Source organism: Actinoplanes nipponensis, assembly GCF_016862275.1.
Classification (GTDB): Bacteria; Actinomycetota; Actinomycetes; order Mycobacteriales; family Micromonosporaceae; genus Actinoplanes; species Actinoplanes nipponensis.
In genome coordinates this window covers 106,695-119,811 of record NZ_BOMQ01000089.1, presented here as the reverse complement: position 1 = coordinate 119,811, position 13,117 = coordinate 106,695, and the positions used below count along the sequence as shown (strand labels likewise).

Sequence of the window (13,117 nt, the reverse complement as noted above, 5' to 3'; positions counted from 1 at the left end):
GCAGCTGGCGGCCGGCGGGCAGTCCGAGGCGGGGCCGCCCGAGGGCGGCGCCCGCCCGCTGACCAGCGAGTCCGACAGCGGCGCCCGGTACGAGGAGGAACGCGACCACCGCCTCGAAGAGCGCTGATCCCGGCTCAGGTGCAGGACGGCAGTCCCTTCAGGACCCCGCCCCGGTAGGAGGCGATCCGCTCGAAGGCGCTCGCCTCCTGCCGGCCGCCGGCGCGCCCGAAGGCCAGCAGGGCGGCCACCGCCTCGTCCAGGTCGCCGGGGGAGAGCCGGATGCCCGACGCCGGCTCCCGGGTCAGCAGATCGTTGGTCCACGAGCCGGCGAAGCAGTCGACGGCGAGCTGCCCGGCGCGGTCCTGTGTCTCGGCGCCCCGCCGGTCCTGGACCGCCCGGGCGAACAGGTCGCCGAGCAGCATGCCCACCGCGTTGTCGCCGATGCGCTGGTACAGCTGCTGCCCGAGCTGCTCGTTGTCGAAGGCGACGAAGTCCCCGTCCGGGCAGTAGAACGCCGAGCCCCCGGCCGAGGCGGCCGGCGTGGGGCACGCGGGCGCCGCGCCCGAGCTGAACGCCTGCACCCGCAACTGCTCCCAGGGCCGGCCGGTGAGCTGGGGATACACCCGCTGCCAGTACGCCTGGGCGTCCTCGCTCAGCGCGTTCACCGCCTCCGCGTACGGCAGGTCCCCGCCGGTGGCCGCCTCCTGCCGGCTGGTGAAGGGCACCTCGGTGACCGGCACGTTGTCGGCCCGGTACCCGGCGCAGAGCGTCACGCCCTTCTCCACCCCGTCCTGCAGGGCCCGGATCCGGTCGAAGGCGTTGCCGTGCGCCTGCGGGTTCTGCGCCGCCGTGCCCGGCTCGTCGCGCAGCAGCAGCATGCCGGCGACCGTGTTGTCGAGCTGGGCCGGCGTGACCCCGGTGAACGCCGCGGACCGGCCGGCGAGCACGTCCGCGGTCCACGCCCCGGCGAAGCAGTCGGCCTGCTGCTCCAGCACCACCGTGGGCTGGTCGGTGGCGCGCAGCCGGGCCTGGATCGCGTGCCCGTACTCGTGGGCCATGACGAAGCCGACGAGCAGCGGGCCGAAGTCGCCGTACAGCTGGGGGATCAGCGTCTCGGCGTCCCAGGCGATGAAGTCGCCGTCCGGGCAGTAGAACGCGTTCGGCTGGTACTGCGCCTGCTGGCCGCCGCACGCCGGCGGCGGCTCCGACCTGGTGTACGGGTGGTAGCCGCCCCTGATCGGGGTGAACGCCGCCCCGTCGCTGATGCCGGGGTAGGCGCCCTGCCAGAAGCGCTCGACGTCCCGCAGCGCCCGGGTGACGACGTCGCCGGGGTCCGCGGTCGCCGACGAGTCGTTCATCCGGCCCAGGCCGCCCGGCGGCGCCGGCCGCGACCGGTCGGAGGGGCCGGACGACACGACCACGCAGCCGGAGAGCGCGGCGACCAGGACGCCGGCGAGCAGGCCCCGGAGCGGGCGCCGGCCGCTCACGAGGCCCGCCGGGCGGTGCGGGGCGGCTGGGGGTGGGTCATGTCGCGCTCCTCTCGTCTGGAGGAGCGCTACCCGCAACCGGCGGCGGATATGTGTGCCGGAGGCGGCTCAGGAGCCGGGGGTCTGCTGGGCGCGGGCGACCAGGGCCGCCGCGACGTCGCGCACCTTGCGGTTGGACTCCTGCGACAGCTTGCTGAGGATCCGGAACGCCTCGTCCGCGGTGCACCGGCGGTCGCCCATGACGATGCCCTTGGCCTGCTCGATGACGGCCCGGCTCTCCATCGCCGCCTGCATGTGCCGGGCCAGGGTGGCCGTGACGTCGAACAGGTGGGCGTTGGCCAGGGCCACCGCGGCGTACCCCGCGAACGTCTGCGCGAGGATGGTCGCGTCCTCGTCGAACGTGGCGGGTTTGACGGCGTAGACGTTCAGCGCCCCCCGCACGGTGTCGTGGATCGGCAGGCCGATCGACAGCGAGCTGTGCACCCCGGCCTTGAGCGCCCGGGGGGTCCACCGCGGCCAGCGGGTCTCGGCGGCCATGTCGGGCAGCGAGAGGCTGTCGCCTGTTCTCGACGCGTCCAGGCACGGCCCGTGGCCCTGTTCGTACTGGACCTCGTCCAGGTTGACGGCCAGGTCACCGGTGAAGGCCGCGGTGTGCGCCCCCTCGCCCCGGAGCAGGGTCACGGACACCTCGGCGGTGCCGGGGATGGTGCGGGCGGCCAGCTCGGCGACCTTGTTCAGCACGCCGTCGATGTCGGTCTCGCTGAGCTTGATCCGGCCGAGCTCGGCGTACGCGTCGGTCGGATCCATCGGTTCGTTGTCGGTCATGAGCCAGGCGTCCTCGGGGTTTCCGCGCCGCGTGCGGCGGGTGCGCCGTCGCCCGCGAGCACGGGGCGCAGGGGTTACAGGGTATCGGATCTTGCCGGCCGGCAGGCCTGGGCGGGATGCCCAGCGCCGGCCGCGGCTAACGTGTCATCCGCCCCGCCGGTTACCGGTACCGCGAAGTGGGTAGTTTGGTCATCGGGTCAAGCCGCGTGCCCGTCGAGTCTTCGCTGACGGGAGAGTCATGTCCAGCTCGAGTCGTCGGCTCCCCCGGATCGACCCGGGGGATCCGGGCCTGCCGGCCACGGACCACCCCTCGCCGGCTCCGGCGGTCATCGCCGGTGTCACCGCCCCGGACGGGTCGGTCATCGGCACCGTCTCCCGCCACCTGCGTCCCGCCGAGCCGGCCGGGCCGGGAGCCGAGGTGGTCGTCGGCGTCCACGGCGACCTGGACCTGGACACCGCCCCGCTCGTGCAGGCCGCCGTGGTGCACGCTCTCGACGGCTCCGAGCGGGTCTGCCTGGACCTGAGCGAGGTGAGCTTCTTCGGCGCCGCCGGGGCGCGGGTCGTCCTCGCCGCCCAGCTGCACGCCGTGGACCTCGGCCGGAGCTTGCGGCTCAGCGGCGTCCACGGCATGACCGCACGGGTTCTGGCGCTCACCGGCGTGTATCCGCAGGACTGAACACGGCGTCGCCGCCCGGCGCGGCTCGGTTATCATCTTGTCAGCCGCCGGCGCCTCCGGGCGTGGGCGGTCCGGCGTCAAGCAGCGGCGCGGGTTCAGGGTCGCACCGTCCCCCTGGACAGGTAGTCCGTCCACTCCGCACGGCCGCCTCCCCGGGCGGCAGCGTGCCGCGCTGCAGGGGATTCACACGTACATGGCTCAGCACCCCACCGACCCGGCGGCCGCGTTCGCGGAGTTCGGCCGGATCAAGCTCGGCGAAACCGATCTGGACGGCGTCCTCACCCGGGTGGCCGAACTCGCGCAGGGCGCGCTGCCCGGCGCCGACGAGGTTTCCATCACGCTGGTGCGCGGCGGCCGGCCGTACACCGCGGCGTACACCGGTGAGACCGCGCTCCGGCTCGACGAACGGCAGTACGAGGGCGGCACGGGCCCCTGCCTGCAGGCCGCCGCCGACAAGGCCACCGTCCTGGTCCTGCACACCGCCTCCGACACCCGCTGGGACGGCTGGCCGGCCAAGGCGGCGGCGGCCGGCGTGGGCAGTGTGCTCTCCGTGGGGCTGCCGATCCAGGACAGCGTCACCGGCGCCGTGAACATCTACGGCCTGCGGCCGTACGCCTTCGGCGACGACACCGTCCAGCTCGCGCAGCGCTTCGCCGGCTACGCCTCGGTCGCCCTGGCCAACGCCCACCTGCACGACAGCACGACGAACCTGGCCCAGCACATGCAGGCCGCGATGGAGAGCCGGGCCGTCATCGAGCAGGCCAAGGGCATCATCATGGGCGAGCGCCGGTGCACCGCCGACGAGGCGTTCCGGATCCTCACCAGGATCTCGCAGGACTCCAACCGCAAGCTGCGCGACGTCGCCGCGGCCCTGGTGGCCCGGGTCGAGGGCGGTTCGGCGCCGTGAGCGGGGATCGCCCGCCGCGTGCCGTGCGCGGCGCCGGGAGGTCGTCTAGGGTCTTGCTCATGGGAGTCCGCACCTGGATCCGGGACTGGCCGGTCTACCGGCAGCTGACCGGCACCGACCCGCTGGGCCGGGGCGCCGCGGCCCAGTCCGACCGCTCGAAGGCGCTCACCGCCCGCACCGGGACGGCCGACTCGATGGCCCGGTCGGTGTGCCCCTACTGCGCGGTCGGCTGCGGGCAGCGGATCTTCGTCAAGGACGGCCAGGTCGTCCAGATCGAGGGCGATCCGGACAGCCCGATCTCGAAGGGCCGGCTCTGCCCCAAGGGCTCGGCCAGCAAGAGCCTGGTGACCAGCGACCGCCGCCAGCAGAAGGTGCTCTACCGGCGGCCCTACGGCACCGACTGGGAAGAGCTGGACCTGGACACCGCGATGGGCATGATCGCGGAGCGGGTGCTCGCCGCCCGGGAGCAGACCTGGCAGGACACCGACCCCGAGGGTCGCCCGCTCAACCGCACGATGGGCTTCGCGAGCCTGGGCGGCGCGACGCTCGACAACGAAGAGAACTACCTGATCAAGAAGCTCTTCACCGCCATGGGCGCACTCCAGATCGAGAACCAGGCGCGTATTTGACACTCCGCCACCGTTCCCGGTCTGGGAACCAGCTTCGGCCGTGGCGGGGCCACCGGATTCCTCCAGGATCTGGCCAACGCAGACTGCATCATCATCCAGGGCTCCAACATGGCGGAGGCCCACCCGGTGGGCTTCCAGTACGTGGTGGAGGCGAAGAAGCGCGGCGCGAAGATCATTCACGTCGACCCCCGGTTCACCCGGACCAGCGCGCTGGCGCACAGCTACGTCCCGGTGCGGGCCGGCGCGGACATCGCGTTCCTGGGCGGGATCGTCAACTACATCCTCAGCAACGAAAAGGACTTCCGGGAGTACGTGGTCGCGTACACCAACGCGTCCATGATCGTCAGCGAGGACTTCCGGGACACCGAGGACCTGGACGGGCTGTTCTCCGGCTACGACCCCGAGACCAACGCCTACGACCAGGCGTCCTGGGCGTACGAGGGCCAGCAGGACGACGAGGCGGCCACCCAGGACGAGGGGGAGTCGCACACCGACCGGGAGACCGCCTCCGGCCTGGAGCAGGAGTCGCACGGCCCGCCGGTGCCCGCCGACGTGCCCCGCGACCCCACGCTGCAGCACCCCCGTTGCGTCTACCAGGTGCTCAAGCGGCACTACGCCCGCTACACCCCGGAGGTCGTGGAGCAGGTCTGCGGCGTGCCGCGGGAGAAGTTCCTCGAGGTCTGCGAGGCCTGGACGGCCAACTCCGGCCGCGAGCGGACCACCGCGCTGGTCTACTCGGTGGGCTGGACCCAGCACAGCGTGGGCGTGCAGTACATCCGCACCGGCGCGATCATCCAGCTGCTGCTGGGCAACATGGGCCGGCCGGGCGGTGGCGTGATGGCGCTGCGCGGGCACGCCAGCATCCAGGGCTCCACGGACATCCCGACGCTGTTCAACCTGCTGCCCGGCTACCTGCCGATGCCGCACCACACCCAGCACGAGACGTTCCGGGAGTGGGTCGACGCGATCCGGCACCCGGAGCAGGCCGGCTTCTGGGCCGACGCCGAGGCGTACGCGGTCAGCCTGCTCAAGGCGTACTGGGGTGACGCGGCCACGGCGGACAACGACTGGGGCTACGGCTGGCTGCCCCGGCTGACCGGCGACCACGGCACGTACCAGCAGGTCCTGGACATGATCGACGGCAAGATCAAGGGGTACTTCCTGCTCGGGCAGAACCCGGCCGTCGGCTCGGCCCACGGCAAGGCCCAGCGCCTGGGCATGGCCAACCTCGACTGGCTGGTGGTCCGCGACCTGTTCATGATCGAGAGCGCCACCTTCTGGAAGGACGGCCCCGAGGTCGCCACCGGTGAGATCGTGCCCACCGAGTGCCGCACCGAGGTGTTCTTCCTGCCCGCGGCCTCGCACGCCGAGAAGGAGGGCACGTTCACCCAGACCCAGCGGATGCTCCAGTGGCGCGAGAAGGCCCTCGACCCGCCGGGCGACTGCCGCTCCGAGCTGTGGTTCTTCTACCACCTGGGCCGTCTCGTCCGGGAGCGGCTGGCCGGCTCGACGCTGCCCCGCGACCAGGGCATCCTCAACCTGACCTGGGACTACCCGCTGCACGGCGAGCGCGGCGACGAGCCCAGCGGCGAGGCGGTGCTCAAGGAGATCAACGGCTACGACGTCGCCACCGGCGCGCCGGTGCCCAACTTCACCTCGCTCAGGGCCGACGGCTCGACCGCCTGCGGCTGCTGGATCTACTCCGGCGTCTACAAGGACGGGGTCAACCAGGCGGCCCGCCGCAAGCCCGGCGCCGAGCAGGACTGGGTGGCCCGCGAGTGGGGCTGGGCGTGGCCGTCGGACCGGCGCACCCTCTACAACCGCGCGTCCGCCGACCCCGAGGGCCGGCCCTGGTCCGAGCGCAAGAAGTACGTCTGGTGGGACGCCGAGGCCGGCGAGTGGACCGGCTACGACGTGCCCGACTTCGAGAAGACCAAGCCGCCGTCGTACCGGCCGCCCGAGGGCGCGAGCGGCGTCGAGGCCATCTCCGGCGACGACGCGTTCATCATGCAGGGCGACGGGAAGGGCTGGCTGTACGCGCCCAGCGGCCTGATCGACGGCCCGCTGCCGACGCACTACGAGCCGGTCGAGTCGCCGGTGCGCAACCCCCTCTACACCCAGCAGGCCAACCCCACCCGCAAGGTGTACGAGCGGTCCGACAACCTGACCAACCCGAGCCCGCCCGAGCGGCACTCCGAGGTCTTCCCGTACGTCTTCAGCACCAGCCGGCTCACCGAGCACCACACCGCCGGCGGCATGAGCCGGCAGCTGGCGTACCTGTCGGAGCTGCAGCCGGAGATGTTCGTCGAGGTCTCCCCGGAGCTGGCCGCGGAACGCGGCCTGGAGCACCTGGGCTGGGCCCACATCGTCACCGCCCGGGCCGCGATCGAGGCCCGGGTGCTGGTCACCGACCGGCTCACCCCGCTGCGCATCGACGGCCGGGTCGTGCACCAGCTCTGGCTGCCGTACCACTGGGGCGGGGAGGGCCTGGTCACCGGCGACTCGGCCAACGACCTGATCGGCATCACGCTCGACCCGAACGTGCTCATCCAGGAGAGCAAGGTCGGCACCTGCGACATCCAGCCGGGCCGCCGCCCGACCGGGCCGGCGCTGCTGGAGTACGTGGTGGGCTACCGGGCCCGGGCCGGCCTGGAACCGGACCACCACACGCCCCTGCAGACCAGCCCCGAGCCGGAGGAGGCCTGATGGCCGGTCCGAACAGCCTCTACGGCCCGTTGGACCCCGCGCCGGACGCGGGTCACGTCGACGCGCCGCCCCGGATGGGCTTCTTCACCGACACCAGCGTCTGCATCGGCTGCAAGGCGTGCGAGGTGGCCTGCAAGGAGTGGAACCTGATCCCGGACGACGGGTTCAACCTGCTGGGCCAGTCGTACGACAACACCGGCGGCCTGACCGCGAACTCGTGGCGCCACGTCGCGTTCATCGAGCAGCCGGTGGCCAACCGCGGCGGCGCCACGGACAGCCCGGGCGCGTTCGCCGGACTGCCGGTCGGCCCGTCGGTCAGCGCGCACACCGCCGTGGTGGCGGCCGGCTCCGGGCAGGACATGGGCACCGACCCGGGCATCCCGCCCGCTGTCGACGCGCTCGCCGCCGCGGCCACGATCGCCCCGCCGCGGGCCGAGCCGCAGTTCCTCGGCATGCCGATGGCCGACCTGCCCGGCCGCACGATGGACGCGCCGCGCAGCGACTTCCGCTGGCTGATGATGTCCAACGTCTGCAAGCACTGCACCCACGCCGCCTGCCTGGACGTCTGCCCGACCGGCGCGCTGTTCCGCACCGAGTTCGGCACGGTGGTGGTGCAGGAGGACATCTGCAACGGCTGCGGCTACTGCATCCCGGCCTGCCCGTACGGCGTGATCGACCAGCGCCAGGACGACGGCCGGGCCTGGAAGTGCACGATGTGCTACGACCGGATCGGCGACGGCCTGACCCCGGCCTGCGCCAAGGCCTGCCCGACCGAGTCGATCCAGTACGGCGAGCTCGACGAGTTGCGCGCCCGCGCCCAGCACCGGGTGGAGAAGCTGCACGAGCAGGGCGTCGACTCGGCCCGCCTGTACGGCAACAGCCCCGACGACGGCGTGGGCGGGGACGGGGCGTTCTTCCTGCTGCTCGACGAGCCGGAGGTGTACGGCCTGCCCCCGGACCCGATCGTGACCACCCGGGACCTGCCGGACATGTACAAGCGGGCCGCGGTGGCGGCGCTGGCGATGGCCGCCACGGTGGTCGTGTCCTTCCTGGGACGGCGCCCATGAGGCCGCGCGAGGAAGCGGAACGTCCCCGCGACGAGTCGCTCAGCCCGCCCCCCGCGGGCCGGCCCGGCAGCGGCCTGGCCCGCGACGAGGCGGCCGGCGGCCCGGTCCGCGACCCCGCCGTCAAGGGACGCCGGCGGGGCGGCGGGGGAGGCCGGGGCGGGGACCGGTCCATGGTGCCGCCGGCCGAGTTCCGGTCCTACTACGGCCGGCCGATCGTCAAGGCCGCGGTCTGGCACCACGACGTCGCCGCGTACCTGTTCACCGGCGGTCTCGCCGCGGGTTCCGCGCTGCTCGCGGCCGGCGGCGACGCCTCCGGGCGGCCCGCCCTGCGCCGCGCCGGCCGGGTCGGCGCCCTGGGCGCGCTCGTGGCCAGCACGTACTTCCTGGTCCACGACCTGGGCCGGCCGGAACGCTTCCTGCACATGCTGCGGGTGGCCAAGCCCACCTCGCCGATGTCGATGGGCACCTGGATCCTCAGCGCGTTCGGCGCGGCCGCCGGCGCGGCGGCGGTGGCCGAGGCGGCCCCGCTGCTGCCCGAACGGGGAGTGCTCGGCGTGGCCCGCAAGCTGCTGCCGCCGGCGGGCACGGCCGGACAGTACGGCGCCGCCCTGGTGGCGCCGGCCCTGGCCACCTACACGGCGGTGCTGCTGGCCGACACCGCGACGCCGAGCTGGCACGCGGCGTACCCGGAACTGCCCTATGTCTTCGCCGGCAGCGCGCTGGCCAGCGGGGCCGGGGTCGGCCTGCTGGCCGCCCCGGTCGCGCAGGCCGGCCCGGCCCGGCGGATGGCCGTCTTCGGCGCCGCGATGGAGCTGTACGGCGCGCACCGGGTGGAGACCACCAAGGGCATCCTCAGCGAGCCGTACGCGCTCGGCCGGCCCGGCCGGCTGCTGCGCACCGGGCGGGCGCTGACCGCGCTGGGCGTCGCCGGGGCGGTGCTCGGCCGGCGCAGCCGGGTCGTCTCGGCGCTGTCCGGCCTGTCGCTGCTGACAGCCTCGCTGGCCACCCGGTTCGGCATCTTCGAGGGCGGGCTGGCCTCGGCGCGCGACCCGAAGTACACCGTCCTGCCGCAGCGGGAGCGGCTGGCCCGGCGGGCGGCCGAGAACGGCGGCGCCCCGGACGCCAAGACCCAGGGGCCGGCGCAGTAGCGACCGCCGCGCCGGGCGGTCAGCCGGCGAGCAGCCGGCCCACCTCCTGGGCGCGGTCGCCCAGGGCGGTCCGCAGCATGGCCGCCGTCTGCTCGCTGGACCGCTCGGGATCGGCCAGGGCGGCCGCCGCGGCGTCCAGGACGGCCTGGTCGTCCAGCCCGGCGAGCAGCTGCTTGGCCGCCTGCTCGGGATCCACCCCGGCGGCCTGCTGGAGCAGGGCCAGCATGTCGGTGAACACCACTTCGTGCGTGCTGCGCCCGGTGCGGCCGACGGTCTGCTGCCAGGGGGCCACGCGCAGGGCGGCGCGCTGCGGGTTGTCCTCGGCGTTGGGGCTCATCCGGGAGTTCCACCACGCGTCCATGCGGGCGTTGAAATCGGACTGGGTGATCGTGGCCATGTCGTCTTCCTCGGCTTCCAGTAGGCCCCAGGGCCGGGTGTCGCGCTCCTGGGCGGTGGTGTAGCGGGCGGAGAAGTGCGCGTGCTGGGTGTGGGCGTTCGACCCGGTGTAGGCGCGCGCCGTCCAGCCCCACGAGCGGGACCAGATCCGGCGGTTGTAGATCACGTTCTGCAGGCGGTCGTCCCGGCCCTGGCGGTGGCGGACGACGATGATCTCCACCGCCTTCGGCATCGTCCAGCCGGGCGTGCGCAGGTCCCGGTCCACGTCGATGGCGTGGACCTCGTTGATCGAGTCGGCGTCCTCGTACGGCGTGCTGCCGGTCTCGTCCGGGTTGTGGTCCGACGAGCTCTGCGCGTGCGCGGTGTCGCCGATGGAGCCGTCGCTCGACTTGTCCCGGCCGGGCGCGACCTGGTTGAACTCACTCCTGAGGGTCACCAGGCACGGCACCAGGCTCCAGCTCGCCATCGGACGCCTCCTCCCACGGGTCGGGGACGGGCGCGCCGGCGTACTGCTCGGCGGGGCCGGGATCGTGCGGCTCGGCGTACCTCTCGCCGGCGGCGATGTCCGCGGGGGACAGCTGCGGCTCGTCGGGGTCCGGTATCCGCCGGGCGAACGGCTCGGTCGTCACGGGGGGCTCCTGTCGGAAATTCCCGGTCCGGATCGGACCGGCGCGGCTGCGAGCCGCGTCAGTACCCCCGACCCGGGACGGCCACCCCGGAGCGACCGGGAATTGCCGGGATGTGCCACTCCCGACGGTCGTCAACCGGCGTGGTCCAGCCGGCGGGCGCCGGCCGGGCGCTGCCCAGGGTGCCGAGCGCCGCCAGCACGGCCGTGTGCCGCAGCGCTCGCAGAGCACTGACGGCGCCGGCCCCCGCGCTCACCCGACCAGCACCGTGGTCCCGTCGCCGTGGGCGGCCAGCAGCTCGCCGATCACCGGGTGGCCGGGCAACTCGCCGGCCACCAGCAGCCCGCCGGAGGTCTGCGCGTCCGCCAGCAGCAGCAGCTCGTCCTCGCCGACCCCGGCCGCGACCAGGTGCGGCCGCACCCAGTCCAGGTTGCGCCGGGTGCCGCCGCTGACGTGGCCGGCGGCCAGCGCGTCCCGGGCGCCCTCGAGATACGGCACCGCGGCGGCGTCGATCCGCGCGGTCAGCCCGCTGGCGCGGGCCAGCTTGTGCAGGTGCCCGAGCAGGCCGAACCCGGTCACGTCGGTAGCGCACACGACGCCGGCGGCCAGCGCGGCCTCGGCGGCGGCCCGGTTCAGCTCGGTCATGGCCGCGACGGCCTGCGGGAACACCTCACCGGTCCGCTTGTGCCGGCTGTTGAGCACCCCGAGACCCAGCGGCTTGGTCAGGGTCAGCGGCACCCCGGCCACCCCGGCGTCGTTGCGCATCAGCCGGTCCGGGTCGGCGATGCCGGTGACGGCCATCCCGTACTTGGGCTCGGGATCGTCGACGCTGTGGCCGCCGGCCACGTGGCAGCCGGCCTCCCGGGCCACGGCCAACCCGCCGCGCAGCACCTCGGCGGCCAGTTCCATCGGCAGCACGTCCCGCGGCCAGGCCAGCAGGTTGATGCCGACGACGGGCGCGCCGCCCATGGCGTACACGTCGGACAGCGCGTTGGCCACGGCGATCCGGCCCCAGTCGTAGGCGTCGTCCACCACGGGGGTGAAGAAGTCGGCCGTGGCGACGATCGCGACCCCGCCGGAGATCCGCACCACGGCCGCGTCGTCCCCGTCGTCCAGCCCGACCAGCAGCTCCCCGGGGCCGCGCGGCGCGGACTCACCCAGCAGGCCGGAGACCACGGTCTCCAGCTCGCCGGGAGGGATCTTGCAGGCGCAGCCGCCGCCGTGCGCGTACCCGGTCAGCCGCCGGGCCTGTGTGCTCGTCACCATCGCACTCTCGCATGACCGGGGGCATCCCGCCGTGCGGGGCCGGGGCGGGCGGCCTAGGGTGATCGGCGGAGGCGTTCAGGTGGCTGGTGCCCCTCCCGGTCTTCAAAACCGGTGTGGCCCAGTATCTGGGCCGGGCGGGTTCGATTCCCGTCCGCCTCCGCCACTCCGCAGTCGCCCGTTGAGCTGTGGACGCGGTCGCTGTGAGTACGGGAAAGTGTTTGCCGGCGGACGCGGCGGTGGGTGATGCTCCGGCTGTGCCGGCTCTTCCAGTGCTGTGGTTGTGTGGCCCTTCGGGCGTGGGCAAGTCCGCCGTGGCGTGGGAGCTGTTCACCGGGCTGCCCGCAGCCGGGTACATCGACATCGACCAGGTGGGCATGTGCTTCCCGGAGATTCCGTCCGATCCCGGCCGCACCTTGCTGCAGGGGCGCATCCTCGGTCGTGCGGTCGCCAACTTCGCGGCGGCCGGCGCCGGCTGCCTCATCGTCTCGGGATGTATCGACTCCCGCCGGGGCATCCATACCGAGTACCTGACGCGGGCCGCGCTCACCGTGTTACGGATGCGTTGTGACCAGCCGGAGCTGCGCCGGCGCCTGGAGGCCCGGGCCCGTCCCGGGGAACAACGGGAATCGGCGCTGCGCGACGCGGAGGTCCTCGACCGCGGTTCGCTCGACTACCCGGTCCTGGACACCACCGGGCGCACGGTCGCCGAGGTACTCCGAACCGTCCGCGACCGGTGGCCGGACCAGCCCGTCCGACAGCCCGGTCCCTGGCCGGACCCGCCGCGAACGCCCGGTGAGATCCTCTGGCTGTGCGGTACGACGGCGGTCGGCAAGTCGATGATCGGCTGGGAAGTGGCTGACCGGTCGCGGCGTGCGGGACACATCACCGGGTTCGTCGACCTGCAGCAGATCGGCTTCCTCCACCCGGCGACCGGGCACGATGCCGGCCACCACCGGCTCAAGGCGGCGAATCTCGCCGCTGTCTGGGCCGACTTCCACGGGTACGGCGCCCGGCGCCTGGTGGTGGTCGGCCCGGTCGAGCACCACAGCCAGGTCCTTCGCTATCTCCGGACCCTGCCCGCCGCCACCGTGCGGCTCTACCGGCTGCACGCGGGTCCCGACCAATTGGCCGAGCGCATCCGGCAGCGAGGGCTGGGCGGCGGCCCACCCATCGCCGGTGACGAGCTGCGTGGCCGACCCGCTGTCGTGCTGGCTCGTGCGCGCGAAGCTGCGGTCGCGCAGGCGGCGGCGTTGGAAAGCGCCGATATCGGCGACGTGCGGATCGACACCGACGGCCGTACCGTCGAGGATGTCGCCGACGAGATCAGCAAGCGGAGGGGTTGGTGATCGACGCCCGGCGGCCGTGATCATCCTGCTCCTCGCCT

The 13,117-nt window shown here is 73.6% G+C and carries 10 protein-coding genes, 1 tRNA gene and 1 pseudogene; 7 read left to right on the top strand and 5 right to left on the bottom strand.

Translation table 11 applies throughout. The features are described 5' to 3' along the window. Positions 1-134 precede the first annotated feature (134 nt). Together Ani05nite_RS36705 and Ani05nite_RS36700 are read right to left on the bottom strand one after the other, a co-directional pair. Positions 135-1,487, bottom strand: a complete 1,353-nt coding sequence (locus tag Ani05nite_RS36705; RefSeq protein WP_203776130.1) for a neutral zinc metallopeptidase — start codon at positions 1,485-1,487, stop codon at positions 135-137. Positions 1,488-1,595: 108 nt separating this feature from the next. Beyond that, the gene (locus Ani05nite_RS36700) at positions 1,596-2,312 is read right to left on the bottom strand and encodes a GAF and ANTAR domain-containing protein (protein WP_203776128.1); all 717 of its coding nucleotides are present in this window, start codon (positions 2,310-2,312) and stop codon (positions 1,596-1,598) included. A 238-nt stretch (positions 2,313-2,550) separates the two neighbouring features. On the opposite strand from Ani05nite_RS36700, the gene Ani05nite_RS36695 reads away from it, so the two are divergent. The 5 genes and pseudogenes from Ani05nite_RS36695 (at position 2,551) to nrfD (ending at position 9,445) form a co-directional block, all read left to right on the top strand. Beyond that, positions 2,551-2,988: an STAS domain-containing protein gene (locus tag Ani05nite_RS36695; RefSeq protein WP_203776127.1), complete on the top strand. Its 438-nt coding sequence runs from the start codon at positions 2,551-2,553 to the stop codon at positions 2,986-2,988. Between the two features lie 193 nt (positions 2,989-3,181). Continuing rightward, a complete protein-coding gene (locus tag Ani05nite_RS36690; RefSeq protein WP_203776125.1) occupies positions 3,182-3,895 on the top strand; it encodes a GAF and ANTAR domain-containing protein in 714 nt (237 codons plus the stop codon). A 59-nt stretch (positions 3,896-3,954) separates the two neighbouring features. Then, positions 3,955-7,209, top strand: a pseudogene (gene fdh / locus Ani05nite_RS36685) (formate dehydrogenase); the annotation flags it as partial. A gap of 20 nt (positions 7,210-7,229) precedes the next feature. Beyond that, the gene (locus Ani05nite_RS36680) at positions 7,230-8,297 is read left to right on the top strand and encodes a 4Fe-4S dicluster domain-containing protein (protein ID WP_203776121.1); all 1,068 of its coding nucleotides are present in this window, start codon (positions 7,230-7,232) and stop codon (positions 8,295-8,297) included. 170 nt (positions 8,298-8,467) lie between these two features. Next, positions 8,468-9,445, top strand: coding sequence for an NrfD/PsrC family molybdoenzyme membrane anchor subunit (gene nrfD, locus Ani05nite_RS36675; RefSeq protein ID WP_239131009.1), 978 nt, complete (start codon positions 8,468-8,470; stop codon positions 9,443-9,445). A gap of 19 nt (positions 9,446-9,464) precedes the next feature. On the opposite strand, the gene Ani05nite_RS36670 is transcribed toward nrfD, so the two are convergent. From Ani05nite_RS36670 to selD, 3 genes are all read right to left on the bottom strand, one after another. After that, complete coding sequence (locus Ani05nite_RS36670; protein ID WP_203776117.1) at positions 9,465-10,307, bottom strand: hypothetical protein; 843 nt, start codon at positions 10,305-10,307, stop codon at positions 9,465-9,467. Continuing rightward, positions 10,261-10,470 (bottom strand): hypothetical protein, encoded by a 210-nt coding sequence (locus tag Ani05nite_RS36665; protein ID WP_203776115.1) that lies wholly within the window; start codon positions 10,468-10,470, stop codon positions 10,261-10,263. The genes Ani05nite_RS36670 and Ani05nite_RS36665 overlap by 47 nt, the downstream gene beginning before the upstream one ends. 249 nt (positions 10,471-10,719) lie before the next feature. Continuing rightward, the gene (gene selD, locus Ani05nite_RS36660; protein ID WP_203776113.1) at positions 10,720-11,733 is read right to left on the bottom strand and encodes a selenide, water dikinase SelD; all 1,014 of its coding nucleotides are present in this window, start codon (positions 11,731-11,733) and stop codon (positions 10,720-10,722) included. Positions 11,734-11,800: 67 nt separating this feature from the next. On the opposite strand from selD, the gene Ani05nite_RS36655 reads away from it, so the two are divergent. Then, positions 11,801-11,896: transfer RNA gene (locus tag Ani05nite_RS36655), tRNA-Sec, on the top strand. A 22-nt stretch (positions 11,897-11,918) separates the two neighbouring features. Beyond that, positions 11,919-13,079, top strand: coding sequence for an ATP-binding protein (locus Ani05nite_RS36650; protein ID WP_203776111.1), 1,161 nt, complete (start codon positions 11,919-11,921; stop codon positions 13,077-13,079). Positions 13,080-13,117 lie beyond the last annotated feature (38 nt).

Coding starts and splice junctions, on each gene's coding strand:
- Ani05nite_RS36700 (WP_203776128.1), bottom strand. CDS start 2,312: ATGACCGACAACGAACCGATGGATCCGACCGACGCGTACGCCGAGCTC.
- Ani05nite_RS36695 (WP_203776127.1), top strand. CDS start 2,551: ATGTCCAGCTCGAGTCGTCGGCTCCCCCGGATCGACCCGGGGGATCCG.
- Ani05nite_RS36690 (WP_203776125.1), top strand. CDS start 3,182: ATGGCTCAGCACCCCACCGACCCGGCGGCCGCGTTCGCGGAGTTCGGC.
- Ani05nite_RS36680 (WP_203776121.1), top strand. CDS start 7,230: ATGGCCGGTCCGAACAGCCTCTACGGCCCGTTGGACCCCGCGCCGGAC.
- nrfD (WP_239131009.1), top strand. CDS start 8,468: ATGGTGCCGCCGGCCGAGTTCCGGTCCTACTACGGCCGGCCGATCGTC.
- Ani05nite_RS36670 (WP_203776117.1), bottom strand. CDS start 10,307: ATGGCGAGCTGGAGCCTGGTGCCGTGCCTGGTGACCCTCAGGAGTGAG.
- selD (WP_203776113.1), bottom strand. CDS start 11,733: ATGGTGACGAGCACACAGGCCCGGCGGCTGACCGGGTACGCGCACGGC.